The organism is Paenibacillus sp. cl141a (assembly GCF_900109305.1).
Classification (GTDB): domain Bacteria; phylum Bacillota; class Bacilli; order Paenibacillales; family Paenibacillaceae; genus Paenibacillus_AQ; species Paenibacillus_AQ lautus_A.
Genome location: NZ_FNZO01000004.1, coordinates 189,120 through 206,418, shown reverse-complemented (window position 1 = coordinate 206,418; position 17,299 = coordinate 189,120). Strand labels below are relative to the sequence as shown.

Here is a 17,299-nt window from a genome sequence, read left to right as displayed (position 1 = left end):
CCGATGATCCCTGCGTCCAAGCCTCCGCACAGCCCGTGATCTGGAAGCCCCTCGGTGCCTCGTGCGTAAGCCATCATTTGGGACAAGCGTCGTTATCTTTTGAAGGTGGCAAGAATATAGGAAAAGAGGTTTAGCCACACGACGTGCGCAGGCCACCGGCTTATCCATGGCGGCCTGCAGCGCGTTCCGTTTCCTACGAGCAGCCGTGCATTTGAGTCATAGAAACGGGCGATTGAAGATTCGAGGTCATGGCATTCCTTCCTCCCGAATCCTGCAGATGGTAATCGCAGGTTAATGATTCGCTGTACGATCATAAAAACGAGCTTCCTGCCATGATATTTATTACATTGGTCTTACATTCTTTTTAATTCGACAAAATAAAACAAATTTCGCTATAGACTCTAGCTAAATAATTCCTCTATGATAGATACTAAATAGCTCGACAAGCTATTATGAAAGCGCTATCCAAGACTTCGCAGGACCGCATGATCCTGAATCTAGGAGGGAATCCACCAAACCAGGGATATAGCAGAATCTGTTGTTAACTGAATAGAAATCGTATTCATGATATGCGGGAGCCTAGAAGCGGGCCGTTAACACAGATTTAACATATCGTTAATACTCGCATGATCTTATAGCTCTATCATAAGAGGTGTTCATAATAAGGAGGACACGCACTTATGACAGATCAAGGGAGACGCCGTCTTCCCGTTATTGCTTCGATTACCAAGCTGGAACAGATCGATGCGGCTGTGAACAGCGCGGTGGAACGGGTGAACCTGATGACAGGCGACATCATGAAACTAAGGGATATCGTAAACCGACTGCACTCCTCAGGAAAAAAAGTGTTTGTCCATCTGGAAATGGTAAGCGGCATCGGCCGGGATAATTCGGCAGTGCAGTATTTGGCGGATTCGTACAGGATCGACGGGATCATTACGACGAAGACGAATACGGTATTGGCTTCGCGCCAGGCAGGCATCAGCTCGATACAGCGCGTGTTTGCGATCGATACGACAGCTTTGGGAACCGCAGTGAAGATGATCGGACAAGCACGTCCGGATGAAGTGGAATTGATGCCGGGACTTATGCCTCGCGTCATCCGCGATCTGAAGAAGGAAATTCACTGTCCGCTCATAGTGGGAGGTTTTTTACGAAGCGAAGAAGAAATCGACGAGGCGCTGGCGAACGGCGCAGACCTCGTATCTACGGGAGACACGCGTTTTTGGACGTAACGGTCTCGTAGGAATGACGGATTAATCACAATTACATATTTGCTAGGGGTGGAGACGATGAGATAACCCGAGTAGCAGCTACTTTAGCTTTTATAGGAGGTGGTGGCTCTTAGGTTGCGCTCTTTTTGACGTCTCTATTTTTGTGCGCTTTTTAAGGGATAGGCGGGCTGTTTGGATGGGGATTCTCCCATTCCTAAGGGATCCGCGTGCGGTTCCAACCGGCATTTGATGAAGTGGATCGACGGTAATTTTGGATGATGAATGATGAATAGATTCGAAAGGGGACAACAGATCATCTATGAAAAAGAAATCATGGTTGTTAATGTTACTGACCATATTTATGGTGATTACCACGGCTTGCGGAGGCGGCGGTGGAAATGAAAGTGCCGGAGGAGAGGTTTCGCTGGATGACGTGGAAGCCGCTTCGATGGATATGAAGAACGACACGACACCCGTTAAAATCCAATACTGGCATGCCCATGCGGATGCACAGCTTGAAGGCTTGAACTACATGATTGCCGAATTCCAGAAGAAATACCCTCATATTACGGTAGAGCCCGTGTTCCAAGGCGGTTATCCTGATCTTCACAAAAAATTATCGGCTGCCGTGGCTGCGAATGACGTGCCGGCCGTTACCAACGTCGAGGTATCATCGCTCGCCAATTTTGCGGACAGCGGCGTTTTTGCCGACTTGGGCCCGTGGATCAAGCGCGACGAAGTGAAGATGGACGATTTTGCTAAAGGGATGCTGAACGCCTATGCTTACAACGGCAAGCAATTCGGATTTCCTCTCATCGTGAGCACCAGCGTATTTGTCTACAACAAAACGATGCTGGACGAGCTGGGTGTAGAGCCGCCTGCGAAGTGGGACGAAATCGAGGATTTCAATGCAAAAGTTACGAAAAAAGAAGGCGATAAAACGACTCGCTATGCCTTCTCCGTTCCAGGCTGGGACACATGGTACTATGACCCGTGGAACATTAACGGCGGCGGACAAATCCTGACGGAGGACCTGAGTGCTTCCGCTGTCGAGACCGAGGACTCTCTCCGGTACCTTCAGAACTTCTACAAGTGGCAAAATGAAGGCAGCATGCATATGGGCTTCGGTAAAGGGGCTTCCGACAATATGCGCCAGATGTTCCTGAACGGCGAAATCGCCATGGTGCAGCATACTTCCGCTATGCTGAAGATGTACCGCGAGAATGCGGACTTTGAGGTTGGCGTATCCTTTATCCCTGGCGATAAAGTGCGGACCTCCAACATTGGCGGCGCGGGGATCGTCATGATGGACGGCGCAGAGGATCTGGAGAAAGAAGCGGCTTGGAAATTCATCGAGTTCATGACTTCCGCGGAGCACAACATTAAATGGGCGGAATCCGTTGGATACCTGCCGACAAGAAAATCCGCGATCGAATCCGAGGAAGGCGATCAATATTTCGAAAGATGGCCGCAATACAGAGCGGTATACGAGCACTTCGACGAAGTAACGCCGCGTCTGCAGCATCCGGCTTATCCTGAATTCAGCGAAGTCTACAAAGAAGTCGTAGGGGAAATGGTATTGAACAAAAAAAATCCGACATCACTTATGCAGGATGCAGCCAAGAAGATCAACGATATTCTGGCTGACTATGAGTGATGCCTATGGAGACCAATAAAGCAATGACAAAGGCGGCGTCCGATCGGGCGACCGCTTCGGTCTCTAAACGGATGTCTCATACGTTGATCGAGAAGTGGAAGGACTTCTCGTTCGCAGTTCCGGCCTTGCTGTTTATGGGCGTGTTCCTGTATTATCCGCTGGGTTATTCCATCTACATCAGCTTCACGAATTGGAACATGACCCGTCCCGTGAAGAAATTCGTGGGCGTCGATAACTATACGCGCCTGCTGTCGAACTCGGATTTCTATCACTCCTTGAAGGTCACGTTCCTGTATACCGTCATGGACGTTGTATTCACGCTGGTCATCGGGCTGCTGCTGGCCTTGCTGCTCAACGTGTCATCGTCAAGGTTGTTCGGCTTCATGCGCGGTGTCATCTTTATGCCGTATTACGTATCGATGGTTGTCGCGGCCATGGTGTTTACATGGATTTACAATGGACAATACGGGCTATTGAATTCCATTGTTTCCTGGTTCGGCATGGAGCCGGTCGAATGGCTGACCAACCCTTCGACGGCCTTGCCGGCGCTGGTTGCCGTTTCGGTCTGGAAAGGCGTCGGCTTTGCAATGATCCTCTTTATTGCAGGCATGCGGGGGATTCCGGCCGAGTATTACGAGGCGGCCTCCATTGATGGAGCGAGCAAGTTCCGGCAGTTCCGCAACATTACGCTGCCGCTCTTGTCGCCGATGACCTTGTTTCTGGTCATTACCAGCTTTATTTCCTCTATGCAGGTGTTCCAGTCGATTGACGTCATGACCGATGGAGGTCCGCTCAAAGCAACGAATGCGATCGTGTACTGGATCTATACGATGGCCTTTGACGAATTCAAAACGGGAAGAGCCTCGGCGCTTGTCATGATTCTGTTCGTAATCATATTGCTGTTAACATTGGTACAATGGGTGGTCAGCAGGAAGAAGGTGCATTATGAAGGATAATTATATGGCTGGATCGGCCAAGAACCGAAAAACCATGATGACGCTTCGCGTACTCGGGGCCGTGATCGTGACCCTCGTCATGTTCTTTCCGGTGTACTGGCTGCTGATCAGCGCGCTCAAGACGCAGTCTGAGATGCGGATGGCCGTTCCTACATTCTGGCCGGAAACCTTTGCCTGGCAGAACTTTGCCGAAGCCTTCCGGGTGATCCCTTACGCGCGGTTCTTCGGCAATACCTTGCTCATGGCGGTCGGAACCATAATTCTGCAGCTGAACGTGGCGCTCATGGCCGCTTATGCATTCGCGAAGGGGAAGTTCTGGGGACGGGACGCTCTGTTTCTGCTAGTGCTTGCCGCGTTGATCGTGCCGGAACAGGTAATTTTCGTTCCCGTGTACGTCATGATGTCCAAGCTCGATTGGCTGAATACCTTCTGGGCGCTCATCGTCCCTCACGGGGCGTCCGCCTATGCGATATTCCTGCTCCGGCAGGCGTTCAAATCGATTAACAACGATGTGCTGGAAGCGGCGCGCGTGGATGGAGCCGGCCGATTCTCCATTCTGTACAAGCTGTTGTTCCCGATGGCGATGCCGACGATCGTCACCATGGGCGTGTTGATCTTCATTTCGTCCTGGAACTCGTATTTCTGGCCGCTGATCATGACCAACAACAACGACATGCGCGTGCTTACGGTCGGCATAGCAATGCTGCGGGATTCCATCGCCGGTAATGAAGCGATGTTCTTCAACGTCATTATGGCGTCCAGCGTCATGGCGATCATCCCGATCGTGCTGGTCTTTACGGTGATGCAGAAGCATATCGTGGCCGCGATGGCGAACTCGACGTTTAAATAAGCGCATAAATCATATGTTGCGGAATTCAGGACGGTGTGGAGACGGTGGGTATGGATACACCGCCCTACCGTCTCTTTGTTCGAGCGAAGGACATAAAGCTAATTCCTGCTGAACGCAGCAGGGATAGGGAAGCCCATGGCGAACAAACCTATAGAGCAGCAAACGGCATTTCGATTGCGTATGTCCGTCTTCTTGCGGCGGCAGTATGATCGAAGCCGTCAATCGACTTATATATGGAGGGAATGGCACATGGAAGTACGGGGATTAGCCCATCGAGGGTATCCGCTCAAATATCCGGAGAACACGATGCTGGGCTTTCGGAAAGCGCTGGAGCTTGGCTTCTCGCACCTGGAGCTGGATGTCCAGCTGACGAAGGACGGCGTGCCCGTCGTGATTCATGATCCCACGGTTAACCGGACGACCAACGGAACCGGAGCGATCAATGCCTTCACGCTGGAGGAAATACGCAAGCTGGATGCAGGCCAGGGGGAAGTCATCCCCACGCTGGAGGAAGCGCTGCGTTTTGCCAAGGATCGGATGATCGTTGACATTGAGTTGAAGCAGATGGGGGACGCCTACCCCGGGCTGGAACAGAAGGTCATTGACGTGATCAAGGATACGGGCATGGAGAAGCAGGTATTCCTGACCTCCTTCGATCATTATTCGATTGAACGTGCTCGGTCCCTTGATCCTGACATCGAGCTGGGGCTTGTGATTTACGGGGCGACGCCATCGGTCTTTCCTTATCTGGAACAGCTCGGCGCTCGCTATGTGTCCGTCAAATATGTATACGTGACCCCTTCGTTTATGGAGGAAGCGCGCAAGCGGGGGATCCAGCTCATCGTCTGGACGCCGGATGACGAGACGGTATTGGCCTCCCTTGCCCAGTATCCTGAACTCTTGATCGTAACGAACAACTTGGAAGGCTGGGCCAAAGTGTACAATGAAAAGATTGCACGGAATGCTTAGCGTTTTCAGGTACTGACTTGCGCGAAGCGGAGTGACCTATTAGGACACTTGCATTTTAGGAAATGCCAAGGGTCTTTCGGGTCAAGGCGAACCTGAAGTCGAAATATGCATAGAAGAAGGATCCGCCCTAGTCGCGATTTAGGGGCGGATCCTTTTATATGAATGGCCGAAATGTTGGAAATCCTGCTTGTTTCGGCTGCTTATGGCAGCGGATAAAGCATCGGGCTTCATCCGGGTGGACGAATTTGAAAATTTAATGAAAATTTTCAGTTGACCTGCGGACAATTGTCCGTTAGAATAAAAAACGCGTTACCGGACAATTGTCCGTATAGACAAAAGACAGGGAGGATAAGGTCTTGGATATGGGAGTGGGGCCAAGTTCGGCCAAGATTGATTTAAGTAAAATAAAAAGAGGGCCGATCGTTGCCGCACTGATTATCGGCGCGTTCGTGTCCATCTTGAATGAGACATTGCTGAACATCGCTTTCCCAAGCTTGATGGAGCAGTTTGGCATTGGGGAGTCGACGGTGCAGTGGCTTTCCACATCTTACATGCTGGTTGTCGGTATACTGGTGCCGGTCACGGCGCTGCTGCAGCTTTGGTTCACGACAAGACAGATGTTTATTGGCGCTATGTCGCTATTCCTGATAGGTACGATTATATGCGGCTTCTCGCCGGTGTTTGGGGTGCTGCTGGTAGGCCGTATCCTGCAAGCCGTCGGAACAGGGCTTATGCTGCCGGTTCTGATGAACACCATACTTAGCATTTATCCGCCTCAGAATCGCGGAGCCGCCATGGGGATGATCGGTCTGGTCATCATGACGGCACCGGCGATCGGACCGACGCTTTCCGGTTTGATCGTGGATGCGCTGAACTGGCGCTGGTTGTTCTACCTGGTCATTCCGCTCGCTGCGTTCTCCATCGTGTTTGCCGCGGTGTTCCTGAGGAACGTATCGGAACTGACCAAGCCGAAGGTCGATTACATTTCGATTATTCTGTCTACCATCGGTTTCGGGGGAATCGTATATGGATTCAGCAGTGCCGGCGAAGGCACCTGGTCCGATCCGAAGGTCATATGGTGCATTACCGCCGGGGCTATCAGCTTGCTGCTCTTCGTATGGCGCCAGCTGAAGATGGAGGAACCGATGCTGGATCTGCGCACCTTCAAATTTCCGATGTTCTCCCTCGTGACCGTGCTGATGCTGGTACTTATGATGAGCATGTTCTCCACCATGATCATGCTGCCGCTGTTCCTGCAGAACGCGCTGGGCTTGACTGCGCTATCGGCGGGTCTGGTCATGATGCCAGGCGGGATCATCAACGGATTGATGGCGCCGATTACAGGGAAGCTGTTCGATAAATTCGGACCGCGCGTTCTGATTATTCCCGGCTTGGCGCTGCTGAGCATCGCCATCTTCCTGTTCTCGCGCATCGACGCTACATGGACGGGTGGTTATGTCATCTTCCTTCATGTTATGATGATGATAGGGATTTCGATGGTTATGATGCCGGCCCAAACCACGGCTTTGAATCAGCTGCCGCGCTTGCTGTATCCGCATGGAACGGCGATCATGAATACGCTGCAGCAGGTGGCGGGAGCTGTCGGTATGGCGCTCTTTATCAGCATCATGACTGCAGGTGCTAAAAATTACGTTGAAACAACCGGGGATCTCAATCCGGTGCAAAGCATGGTTGCCGGTCTTCATAATGCCTTCGTAATCGGACTTGTTCTTGCAATCATCGCTTTCGTGCTGGGCTTATTTGTTAAACGTACGTCTTCACCCGTTGAAGAAAAACAGTCTGCCGCATAAGGTTCCCGTTTGTTTAATTAGAAAGGGATGCGTGCATTGCCGAAAGAGAATGACGAGTTGGGTCAAAAGATTTTGGATACGGCTCAGGCCTTATTTAACAAATACGGAGTCGAGGACGTCTCCATGCATCAAGTGGCCAAAACGGCGGGGATCGGTCAAGGCACCCTATACCGCCGGTATCCCAGCAAGAGCAAGATTTGCTTCACGCTGATGGAGGCCAAGATCGACCGGTTTATGGAAGGGCTGGACGTTTATCTTCGCAGTAGCGAAGGCGAAACGGTAGCACACCAGCTTCGGACGGTAATGACGAAGGTGATACTGCATTTCAACGAGGACCTGGAGTGGCTCAGGGTGATGCTGACCTCTGACCGTCTGGAGGAATCCAAGAACATTATGTGCGAAAACCCGCCCTTCACGTATTTGCGCTCACAGATCAAGCGTCTGCTGGAGCTTGCGGCGGAGCAGGGGGAGCTGATGCCCCTGGATCCTCTGTTCACCTCCGTGATGCTTGCATCCCTGCCGCGGGCCGATATTATTCTGTACATGCGCGATATGGGATACAGTGCGGAACAGATTGCGGAGGAGTATTGCCGAAGCTTTGTGGACCCGCTATTTATACAACGCTAAATGATATATTCATGCACAGTGCAAAAGCCGTTTCGGGAGATTGGAAAAGTCGCCCGGAGCGGCTTTTTGGTTTATGTCCGGCCCTTGGACTTTGGATTTCAATGCAACATTTGGCAGATACGCCCGTCAGTATAGTTGTACATGATAATCTAAGGCACCTAGAAAGGATGATGAACATGAACAAACCATGGAAGAAGCAAGCAGCGACGCTGATGGTTGCCGCCATGGCGGTTTCGGGTGGCGCAGCAGCTTATGCGGCACCGCAAACCGGAGACATTCAGGAACAGAAGCCGGTGGTGATTTCGGCGGTCATTGATTATGGTGTTCTTGTTAACGGCAAGGAAGTGGCTGGAGCCGGATTTATGAATGCCGGCGCGAAACAGGTCATGATCCCGCTGCGCAGCGTATCCGAGGCGCTCGGATTCGAACTGGAGTGGAATCAACAAGACCGGTCTGCGGAGCTAACCCAACCGGGATCGCCGATCTGGACCCTCGTGCAAACAGGCAAAGATCAGTATGCGGTTAACAAAATGTATAAGTCCCTCGGCGCTGCTCCGGTGAATGTAAAAGGCACGCTGTATGTTCCTGCGAGCTTCTTCAGCGAAGTGCTCCAGGTTAACGTCGCGGTTGATGGAACGAAAGTAAACATCACGTCCGAGGAAGAGGTTAAGAAGGAAACCGTGGTTGGAACGATCACGGAAGTTATCCATAACGAAGAACGAAAAGCCGTTCATATTAACGGCACGGGCACCGAAGGAATCGTGCTGAACGTGGATGAGAACACGGTCATCCGTGATGCGGAAGGCAAGAAGATCGAGCTTAAGGATCTTGCAAAAGGCATGAAGATCGAAGCGGTGCACAGCCTGGCGATGACGATGAGCCTGCCTCCTCAAACGTATGCATACGAAATTAGCGTGAAGTCCGACAAGGAAGAGACGGAGCAGCTGGCTACGGCCGGCGCCATCACCGGCATCAATGCGGATGGCGGCAACCTGCGCGTAACGATCAAGGGCAAAGGGTTGACGGAACAATCCCCCAATGAAGTCGTCCTAAATTTGACGCCCGAGACGGTTGTCGTGAATAAAGACGGCAAAGCCCTGAAAACGAGCGACTTGGCTGACGATGCGGAAATTATCGGCTACTACGGTCCGGAACTGACCAAGAGTCTGCCGCCTATCGGCAATGCCATCAAAATCGTTCTTCAATAAGTCATAAACGGGAAGAAGCCGGGCGGCAGCGCCAGGCTTTTTTCGGGATCCTTAATGATACAAGGGCGGGAGCGGAATTTCCTTATCGTAAATGGTGATATTTAAACGCTTCTGTTCATCGAGTGAAGCGAAGAATACCTGATCGAGGGGGATTCCCCGCTCACCCAGCTGAGTCTCCAGCCATTCCCCGGTAAGGTTTAACTTTCGAAGGGTAATCGTTTGAATGCGTCCTTCTTTGACGACGGCGTAGGACAGGCCGGCATTCTGCCGCTTTAACTTCAGGTCCTCCAGCGTGACGGCGGTCTTCCCCATCTTTTTCAGGATGGATAAGGCGCCGCTCGGCTCCAGCACCGCCATATCGACTTCCGCCATATCGAAGATCTGTTCCTTGCGCAGCATTTGCAAAATGTTATCGATGGAGTAACGTGCTTTTTTCATATTCGAATGAATGAACTGCCCGTCTTTAATGACAATCAGCGGTTCAAATGTAATCCACTTGCCGATGCGCCGGCTCTTCACAAGCAGGATCGAGGCAAGCTTCTGTAACAAGCCGATGGCGATGATCGCAAAGGCGGTATGGATATGTTCGATTTTGGGATCCGCGATGTCTGCTCCGACCACGGAGCCCAGGGACAGGATAATGATGTAGTCGAAAACGGGAAGCTCGGCGATGGAGCGGCGGCCCATGAATAGAGTAACGCCCAAGAGCAGCGGGTAAATGGTATAAATTCTCCCAAGCACTAGCACAAGATCCTTAAGGAGTTCCATGGCACAGACCCTTTCCGAAGATTTTGTGGTCCTTAATTAGAAGGGTGGGCAGCTGTCATGAAAAATATGTATATGCATCCAATTCCAAGTCTCCATGGTTTTCCCCAATCTATAGACGAGATTACCTGAGCCTTCGTTTACGCAGGTATATTCCCTACGCATGCCGAATACTGTACAACAAAATCGTCCATGACGGATGGAGGGAAACGGATGAAGCGCAGTTGGGTGAATTCGCCGTATTCATTTTCACTGGGCATGTTCGCCATGATGGTTCCGAGTCAGGCGTTCAGCTCCTTTTACATCTTTTTCTACGTCGATACCTTGGGTCTTGGCATAGGGCTGGCATCTCTGGCACGAACCGTATTTTTGATCTGGGATGCGGTCAACAATCCGCTCATGGGGTATTGGTCCGATCGCACCAGAACCAGGCTGGGACGGCGGAGGCCGTGGGTATTCGGGGCGATTCCGCTCTTCATGCTGACCTTCGTGCTCGTGTTCTCGCCGCCGGAAGGATTGTCTGAGAACGGACTGTTTATGTGGTTTTTGGTTGCCCTTATCCTGTATGAAGCCGTGGCAACCGTATTATGGGTCAATTATGGGGCGCTGTTTCCCGAACTGTTCCGCGGAGACCGCATCCGGGCGAAGGCCTCGGCCATCCAGCAGGGCTATCAAGTGGTGGCATTGTTGATCGGTACTGCGCTGACTCCGATCATCTATGACGCCATGGGATTTTCGAACATGGCGATGCTGTACGCGCTGCTGTTCGGCGTGTTCATGTTCCTGTGCATGATGAGCGTCCGCGAGGAAGAGGCGTACAGCGCAAGCGAGCCGCTCAAGCTTGTCCACGCGTTTCGTGAAACGCTGCGAAACAAGAAGTTCTGGGTGTTCAACATCTCCAATTCCTTTGCGCAGACAGTGAATGGGCTGATAAGCTCCACGATCCCTTTTTACGCAAAATACGTGCTCCGGATCCCGGATAATCAAGTGTCGATTCTGCTGGCGGCCGTGTTTGTATCCGTCATCCCCTTGGTGTTCGTGTGGTACTGGATGATCCGCCGGATGGACGGCGTGAAGGCATGGCGTTTGTCACTGGGGATATATGGGGTATCCGTCATCCCGCTGTGGTTTGGCTATGATCTGATGAGCGGCATTCTGGCAGGGATTGGGGTAGGGTTCGGTCTGGCGGGATTTCTGGTTACGCCGGCCATGGTTAGCGGCAACATCATCGATGAGGATGCGGAGCGGACAGGGCTTCGCCGAGAGGGGATTTATACGGCGGTCAGCGGGTTTATTACGCGCTCCAGCGGATTGATCTCCGCCCTGGCGTTTTTTGTCGTAGGCATGATATTCGGATATGAAAGCGGTGACAACCCGGGAAGCGACCCGGAATCGACCTTTCGGTACTTAATCAGCGTCGTTCCCTTATGCCTGTTGGCCATTTCCTTCGTGCTGTCGTATGCAACCAAAATCGAATTCTCAAAATCCATAGGAGGCGGGCATGACCATGGAGCGAAGACTGATCATCAACTGTGACGATTTCGGACAGAGCAAGGCCATGAATGAGGCGATCCGGCATCTGCTGGAGGAGAATAAAGTTTCATCGGCGACCATCATGACCGTGGCCCCCGGCTTTGAGGAGGCTGCCTCCTGGGCCGCACGCCGGCGCCAACCCAATGTAGGGCTGCATCTGACCTTGACGAGCGAATTCGAAGCTTTGCGGTGGAAGAGCTTGACCGGTCATCCTTCGTTGCATGACGCTAGCGGTCATCAATACCGGACGGTTCAGGAGTTTGAACGGGGAGCGGAGACGGGCGCCGTGCTAAAAGAGCTGGAGGCGCAATACCGGCTTGCGAAGAAGGCCGGCATCCGCATCAGCCATGCGGATAACCACATGGGCAGCCTTTACGGGATGGAAACGGGGCGGAGCCTTATTCCGCAGATGCTGTGGAAGACTTCCCGCTGGCGTCTCCCCGCGCGCTTGTTTCGCTATATTCATCCGGAGGATCCGCTGCTCAGCACGCTGCCGAATATCGAGCGGCCGGTGGCGCTTGCCTCCAGCCTGGCCGATACATTCGGCGTGCCGATCCCGGATTATCTGCTCTCGCATCCGTTTCCCATTGTCGAAGGAGAGACCTACGAAAGTTTCAAGCAGTCGCTGATCGATAAGCTGTACAGACTCCCCGAAGGGGTCAGCGAAACGTACGTTCACCCGGGGGCGGAGGATGAATGGATGCTGGCGAATATTCCGAATTGGGAGAAGCGGGTATGGGAGTACCGCCTGCTGTTTGATGATGATTTTGCTTACGGTTTGCGGGATGCCAAGGTAATCCTGACGGATTACCGCTACGTGGAGGAGCATTTGAAGCGTCCCCGCGTGCGTTCGGCGGTGAAGCTGATGAAGGCAATGGCCAAAAAAACGTAAGCCTATGCTAAAAACAAGCCCTGCCGCGGCACCGGCAGGGCTTGTTTTTAGGTTAAGTATGCTGGGCTCGCACTGTCATGTACGGTCTCGTATCGACGTTACTTCGCTTCAGCTTCCAGCTTGGCAATCTGTGCCTTGTATTGGTCCAGCAGTTTCGCCAGCGCTTCTTTAATGGAGTCGGCGTCCTTGGCATCCATCGCTTTGAAAAGGTCGATTCTGGCATGGATAAACGCCAGATCCTCATCGTCGATCTTCACTTCCAAACTTTCTGCATCGCTGATTTTCATTGCCTTCACGCTGGCTGTCTCGAGATGGATCACGTCGTGCTTTCCATCGCCGGCATCAGTTTTCACGGCTTCCGCCACTTGGATGGCGGTACTTTCGAGAGGGGAAAACTCCTTGATCTTGGTAATCTTGATATCCTTGATATCGCCACTGTCCACGAATCCCTTGACGGTTTCAGCCGGAACAGCCTTCACGGCAATGGCTATTCCGAATTCGCCTTCTGCCGCGACCGGCTTTACCTCGCCGTTATCTGCCGCGACAGCCGCGGCCTCCGAGAAAAAGAAGGTTCCCTCGCTTCCCTCGATTCCGGCAAGCTTCTCGTATTTCGCCAGCGTATCCTTCCAGTCCTGAATCGTTTCCGGCGCGTATTTTTCAGCCAATTCCAACGGATTCGGCATAACGGAAATGGTTGCCGTGGTGGCAACGGGCGCGCTTTGACCTGTTTGGTTCGGTGCATCGGCTGGGGTTTCGGCACCCGAGGCATGGACGGGAAGAGCTGCTGTTCCAAGAAGGGCGGCGGATAGGGCGAGCTTGCCAAATAGTTTGTGTTTCATCGTATTAACACTCCTTATCGGGGTTGGTTTGTCTTACAGTACCCAGTGTACGAATCAGCATTGGCAGAACATTGGTGTATTTGTGGAAAAACAATGGCATTCCCCATTCGCTTTGTGCCGATTGGTATACTAAAGAGGAGATGAAGCTCGGAGGTAATGATATGAACCAAACCTATCTCATCGCCGTTGTGGATGACGATTTGCATATACGAAATTTGGTGGAGGCTTATTTGCGCAAGGAGGGTTACCGGACGGTGGGCCTTGGCACGGCGGAGGAAGGCTGGGACCTGTGGAGAACGAATCCGCCGGATATGTGGGTGCTCGATATTATGCTGCCCGGCATGGACGGTTTCGAATTGTGCCGGCGGATCCGCGCGGAAGCCGAGGTCCCGATCATCATGATCTCGGCCAAGGACAGCGAAGTGGATAAAATATTGGGGCTTGAGCTGGGAAGCGACGACTACATGGTCAAGCCGTTCAGCCCTCGCGAGCTGGTGGCCCGAATCAAACGGCAGCTGAGCCGATGGTACAAATTCAATCAGGCAGAGCATGTCCCGCGGCTTGCCGCCGCTTCCCCGGAGCTTAGCAATGGGCGGCTTCAGTTGCTGCTGGAGGAGAGGCGCGTGTTCTGGAACGGGGAAGAAGTGGATATGACCAACAAAGAATTCGAGATGCTGAGAGTGTTTGCCGAGCATCCGAACCGTGCGTTTACCAGGGACGAACTGCTAACCTCCGTATGGGGGGACGATTATTTTGGAAGCGACCGGGCGGTTGACCATCTCATTAAACGGCTGCGCAAGAAAGTGGAGCAGCTGCCGATCGAGGCCATATGGGGACATGGATACCGAATGAGAACGGATGGGGAGGAATCATCGATATGAAGCTGGTCCATCAGATTAATCTTGCTTTCGCTTTGTCGCTTATACTCGTGCTGTCCGTGACGGCCGTCGTCATTCATTATGTGCTGCTGGACCACTTTATCGGCACGCAAAGAAAGGACATGCAGTCCATTGGGGCGGCGCTGACGGCCAAGCTGGAAACCGCTGCTGCACAGAGCATCCCTATCGAGAGCGAGCCTTTGACCGTTAGCGGGTTTGCCTCTGCGCAGGTTGCCGAGGTAGGCGTTATTATTCAGGACAGCCAAGGGAATATAGTCCGCTCGACTCCTGTAACCCCTACCGCCCAGTACATGGGCATAGCAGCAGTCAGACCCCCCGATAGCATAGCTTCGTTTAAATCCTCATCGGTGGACGGGCAATTCCTGACCGAGGTCACGGCAGTACCCCAAGGGACGATGACGCTGATTACGCCAGTGAGCAAAATCAAGGCGATTGAGCAGGCGTTGCTGGGGCGTTTGATGCTCGTATTCGGCGCAGGGGCCGTGGTCATGGTGATCTTAAGTTTATTCATCACCAAGCGGCTGATTAAGCCGCTGATGCATCTGCGGGAAGAATTGAAGAAGGTGAAGGAGCGCCAATTCTCCGAAGTCCGGCGCGTGTCGGCAAGCGGGGAGCTCGGCGCCGTGGCAGAGTCCGTCTACGAAATGGCCGGTGAGCTGGAGCGGTACAATCATGTGCAGAAGCAGTTTTTCCAGAACGCTTCGCACGAGCTGAAGTCGCCGCTCATGTCCATCTCCGGATATGCGGAGGGAATCCGTGACGGCATATTCGAAGGGGAGGATATTCGCAAAGGGCTCGATATCATTATGAGCGAGAGCGGCCGGATGAGAAATATCGTGACTGAGATGACGCTGCTGGCCAAGCTGGACAGCGAAGATGATATTTTCAAGGCTGCAGAAGTCAATATGAAAGAGCTTGTAGAGGAAACGATCGAGAGGATCAATCCGGTTCTGGTGAAGAAAGGGCTGTTCGTGCATCTTTCGTACGGGGATAACGAATCGTTAACGGTGTATGCCGACCGGGATAAACTGCTCCAGGCGCTTCTGAACATCGTTTCGAATGGGGCGAGGCATGCAAGCAAGCATATTTACATTCAAGCCGGTCTCCAAAAAGGTCGGGTGGTGCTCACCGTATCCGATGACGGCGAGGGGATCTCCGAGGAACTGTTGCCGTATCTGTTCCACCGGTTTGTGAGGGGCAAGAACGGGGAGACGGGACTCGGTTTGGCGATTGCCCGGGCCATCGTGGAGCGCTGCGGAGGCCTGATCACGGCGGGGAATCGCCAAGAGGGAGGCGCCGTGATTTCGTTAGGTTTCCCGGTGCACAGGAAGGCTTCTATAGCTTAGGGGCTGTAAAACTCCATCTTAAGGGACGTCAATGGAAATCAAGCGGTTTGGGGTAATAGGGGCTTTTTCTGGGTATTTATACTTAGAGAAAGCCTCATTTTTTGCGCGATTACACATATTATTCAATACTTCCTAACAAAACGCGTAAGCTATAGAGGATTTCAAGTTAGAAAGCAGAATTCTGTATATATCCGGGCAAGCTGGATGATAACAGGTGACAAGCATGATACAAAATAATCAAAAGGCGATGGTGATGTTGTCCATGGATATGCAGTATCGAGTGGAGAAAGATTTTCTGGGGGAAAAACAGCTTCCTGCAGATGCCTATTACGGCATCAATACGGTCCGGGCGGTAGAGAATTTTCCGATCAGCGGGGTGCCCATTCATGCCGAGCTCATCTCAGCTCTCGGAGAAGTAAAGAAAGCGGCCGCGCTGGCTAATATGGAACTTGGCCTGCTGCCGAAAAAGATAGGCAGCGCCATTATAGAGGCGGCAGACGAAATCATCGCAGGCAATCTCCTTTCCGAATTCATTGTCGATTCCATTCAGGGCGGGGCGGGCACTTCGATCAATATGAACATGAATGAGGTATTGGCGAACCGGGCGCTGGAGATTTTGGGGAAACAGAAGGCCGAGTATTTCTACTGCAATCCTAATAATCATGTCAATATGTCGCAATCCACGAACGATGCCATTCCGACGGCGATCCGCATTGCGTCGTACCGTCTGACCCAGGATCTCCTTGGCGTGTTCCGGACCTTGGTGGCCGGCATTCAGGACAAGGCCAAGGAATTCGACGATGTCATCAAGATGGGACGCACGCATCTGCAGGATGCGGTACCGATCCGGCTTGGACAAGAGTTCGGGGCTTATGCCAACGTGCTGACAAGGGACATCCACCGCATCGAGCGGGCAGCGCAAGGGTTATTGGTTGTCAATATGGGCGCGACGGCCGTAGGCACGGGGTTAAATGCAACGCCGGACTATATGCAGAGCGTCGTCCAGCATTTGATTGAGCAGACAGGCTTCTCCCTGAAGCAAGCCGAGGATTTGGTGGATGCCACCCAGAACACGGATGCTTACATGGAATTGTCGGCTGCGCTCAAAGTGTGTGCGGTGAACTTCTCGAAAATGTGCAACGACATCCGCCTGATGGCTTCCGGACCGAGAGCCGGCTTGAATGAGCTGAACGTGCCTCCGAGACAGCCGGGCTCGTCGATCATGCCGGGCAAGGTCAATCCCGTGATGGCGGAGGTCATGAACCAGGTGTCGTTCCAGGTCATCGGCAATGACCATACGATCAGTTTGGCTTGCGAAGCCGGTCAATTCGAGCTTAACGTCATGGTTCCGGTTGCCGCCAACAACCTGATGCATTCCCTGAAAATCCTGAAGAACGGCATGGACGTGTTCTACAAGAATCTGATGGTTGATCTTACAGCCAATAAGGAACGCTGCAAATACTTCGTGGATAACAGCTATGGCATCATTACGGCATTGAACCCGCATTTGGGCTATGACGTAGCCTCCAGGCTGGTAAAGGAAGCGCAGAAGACAGGCCAAAGCATCAAGGAAATCATCCTGGAGCAGGGACTTTTGACAGAGGAGCAGATTCTGGTCATTCTGGATCCTTACCACATGACCTCGCCGGGCATTGCGGGAGAAGAGTTCCTGTTGAATCAATAAGGATGTCTTTAACGATAATGAGTGATAGAGCTGACCCCGATTCCATTCG

At 52.5% G+C, this 17,299-nt stretch carries 15 protein-coding genes; 13 read left to right on the top strand and 2 right to left on the bottom strand.

The features are described 5' to 3' along the window. Positions 1-680: 680 nt before the first annotated feature. From BMX45_RS13700 to BMX45_RS13665, 8 genes are all read left to right on the top strand, one after another. Positions 681-1,235 (top strand): glycerol-3-phosphate responsive antiterminator, encoded by a 555-nt coding sequence (locus BMX45_RS13700; RefSeq protein WP_090910144.1) that lies wholly within the window; start codon positions 681-683, stop codon positions 1,233-1,235. Positions 1,236-1,533: 298 nt separating this feature from the next. Beyond that, positions 1,534-2,871 carry an ABC transporter substrate-binding protein gene (locus BMX45_RS13695; RefSeq protein ID WP_090910143.1) on the top strand — a complete coding sequence of 446 codons (1,338 nt, stop codon included), beginning with the start codon at positions 1,534-1,536 and terminating at the stop codon, positions 2,869-2,871. Between the two features lie 5 nt (positions 2,872-2,876). Beyond that, the gene (locus tag BMX45_RS13690) at positions 2,877-3,827 is read left to right on the top strand and encodes a carbohydrate ABC transporter permease (protein ID WP_090910142.1); all 951 of its coding nucleotides are present in this window, start codon (positions 2,877-2,879) and stop codon (positions 3,825-3,827) included. Then, positions 3,817-4,677, top strand: a complete 861-nt coding sequence (locus BMX45_RS13685; RefSeq protein ID WP_090910141.1) for a carbohydrate ABC transporter permease — start codon at positions 3,817-3,819, stop codon at positions 4,675-4,677. The genes BMX45_RS13690 and BMX45_RS13685 overlap by 11 nt, the downstream gene beginning before the upstream one ends. 135 nt (positions 4,678-4,812) lie before the next feature. Then, entirely contained in the window at positions 4,813-5,646 is an 834-nt protein-coding gene (locus tag BMX45_RS13680; protein ID WP_254778069.1) for a glycerophosphodiester phosphodiesterase, read from the top strand. 356 nt (positions 5,647-6,002) lie between these two features. Continuing rightward, positions 6,003-7,457, top strand: a complete 1,455-nt coding sequence (locus tag BMX45_RS13675) for an MDR family MFS transporter (RefSeq protein ID WP_090910139.1) — start codon at positions 6,003-6,005, stop codon at positions 7,455-7,457. 57 nt (positions 7,458-7,514) lie between these two features. Beyond that, positions 7,515-8,084 (top strand): TetR/AcrR family transcriptional regulator, encoded by a 570-nt coding sequence (locus BMX45_RS13670; RefSeq protein WP_254778068.1) that lies wholly within the window; start codon positions 7,515-7,517, stop codon positions 8,082-8,084. A gap of 176 nt (positions 8,085-8,260) precedes the next feature. Further along, positions 8,261-9,292 (top strand): copper amine oxidase N-terminal domain-containing protein, encoded by a 1,032-nt coding sequence (locus tag BMX45_RS13665; protein ID WP_090910137.1) that lies wholly within the window; start codon positions 8,261-8,263, stop codon positions 9,290-9,292. Positions 9,293-9,343: 51 nt separating this feature from the next. On the opposite strand, the gene BMX45_RS13660 is transcribed toward BMX45_RS13665, so the two are convergent. Beyond that, complete coding sequence (locus BMX45_RS13660; protein ID WP_090910136.1) at positions 9,344-10,060, bottom strand: DUF421 domain-containing protein; 717 nt, start codon at positions 10,058-10,060, stop codon at positions 9,344-9,346. Between the two features lie 210 nt (positions 10,061-10,270). On the opposite strand from BMX45_RS13660, the gene BMX45_RS13655 reads away from it, so the two are divergent. Both BMX45_RS13655 and BMX45_RS13650 read left to right on the top strand, forming a co-directional pair. Continuing rightward, positions 10,271-11,593, top strand: coding sequence for an MFS transporter (locus BMX45_RS13655; RefSeq protein ID WP_090910135.1), 1,323 nt, complete (start codon positions 10,271-10,273; stop codon positions 11,591-11,593). Further along, positions 11,559-12,482: a polysaccharide deacetylase family protein gene (locus BMX45_RS13650; RefSeq protein ID WP_090910134.1), complete on the top strand. Its 924-nt coding sequence runs from the start codon at positions 11,559-11,561 to the stop codon at positions 12,480-12,482. The genes BMX45_RS13655 and BMX45_RS13650 overlap by 35 nt, the downstream gene beginning before the upstream one ends. A 98-nt stretch (positions 12,483-12,580) precedes the next feature. Here the strand turns inward: BMX45_RS13650 and BMX45_RS13645 are convergent, their stop codons facing one another. Beyond that, complete coding sequence (locus BMX45_RS13645) at positions 12,581-13,321, bottom strand: hypothetical protein (protein WP_090910133.1); 741 nt, start codon at positions 13,319-13,321, stop codon at positions 12,581-12,583. A gap of 161 nt (positions 13,322-13,482) precedes the next feature. Here BMX45_RS13645 and BMX45_RS13640 point away from each other — a divergent pair, with 161 nt between their 5' ends. The 3 genes from BMX45_RS13640 (at position 13,483) to BMX45_RS13630 (ending at position 17,250) form a co-directional block, all read left to right on the top strand. Continuing rightward, complete coding sequence (locus BMX45_RS13640) at positions 13,483-14,202, top strand: response regulator transcription factor (protein ID WP_090910132.1); 720 nt, start codon at positions 13,483-13,485, stop codon at positions 14,200-14,202. Further along, complete coding sequence (locus BMX45_RS13635; RefSeq protein WP_090910131.1) at positions 14,199-15,566, top strand: sensor histidine kinase; 1,368 nt, start codon at positions 14,199-14,201, stop codon at positions 15,564-15,566. The genes BMX45_RS13640 and BMX45_RS13635 overlap by 4 nt, the downstream gene beginning before the upstream one ends. Positions 15,567-15,789: 223 nt before the next feature. Next, positions 15,790-17,250, top strand: coding sequence for an aspartate ammonia-lyase (locus BMX45_RS13630; protein WP_254778066.1), 1,461 nt, complete (start codon positions 15,790-15,792; stop codon positions 17,248-17,250). Positions 17,251-17,299: the final 49 nt, after the last annotated feature.

Excerpts from the sequence above, each read along its gene's own strand:
- BMX45_RS13640 (WP_090910132.1), top strand. The coding sequence starts at position 13,483 with ATGAACCAAACCTATCTCATCGCCGTTGTGGATGACGATTTGCATATA.
- BMX45_RS13695 (WP_090910143.1), top strand. The coding sequence starts at position 1,534 with ATGAAAAAGAAATCATGGTTGTTAATGTTACTGACCATATTTATGGTG.
- BMX45_RS13630 (WP_254778066.1), top strand. The coding sequence starts at position 15,790 with ATGATACAAAATAATCAAAAGGCGATGGTGATGTTGTCCATGGATATG.
- BMX45_RS13665 (WP_090910137.1), top strand. The coding sequence starts at position 8,261 with ATGAACAAACCATGGAAGAAGCAAGCAGCGACGCTGATGGTTGCCGCC.
- BMX45_RS13700 (WP_090910144.1), top strand. The coding sequence starts at position 681 with ATGACAGATCAAGGGAGACGCCGTCTTCCCGTTATTGCTTCGATTACC.
- BMX45_RS13685 (WP_090910141.1), top strand. The coding sequence starts at position 3,817 with ATGAAGGATAATTATATGGCTGGATCGGCCAAGAACCGAAAAACCATG.
- BMX45_RS13680 (WP_254778069.1), top strand. The coding sequence starts at position 4,813 with ATGGCGAACAAACCTATAGAGCAGCAAACGGCATTTCGATTGCGTATG.
- BMX45_RS13655 (WP_090910135.1), top strand. The coding sequence starts at position 10,271 with ATGAAGCGCAGTTGGGTGAATTCGCCGTATTCATTTTCACTGGGCATG.
- BMX45_RS13635 (WP_090910131.1), top strand. The coding sequence starts at position 14,199 with ATGAAGCTGGTCCATCAGATTAATCTTGCTTTCGCTTTGTCGCTTATA.
- BMX45_RS13660 (WP_090910136.1), bottom strand. The coding sequence starts at position 10,060 with ATGGAACTCCTTAAGGATCTTGTGCTAGTGCTTGGGAGAATTTATACC.
- BMX45_RS13645 (WP_090910133.1), bottom strand. The coding sequence starts at position 13,321 with ATGAAACACAAACTATTTGGCAAGCTCGCCCTATCCGCCGCCCTTCTT.
- BMX45_RS13650 (WP_090910134.1), top strand. The coding sequence starts at position 11,559 with ATGACCATGGAGCGAAGACTGATCATCAACTGTGACGATTTCGGACAG.
- BMX45_RS13690 (WP_090910142.1), top strand. The coding sequence starts at position 2,877 with ATGGAGACCAATAAAGCAATGACAAAGGCGGCGTCCGATCGGGCGACC.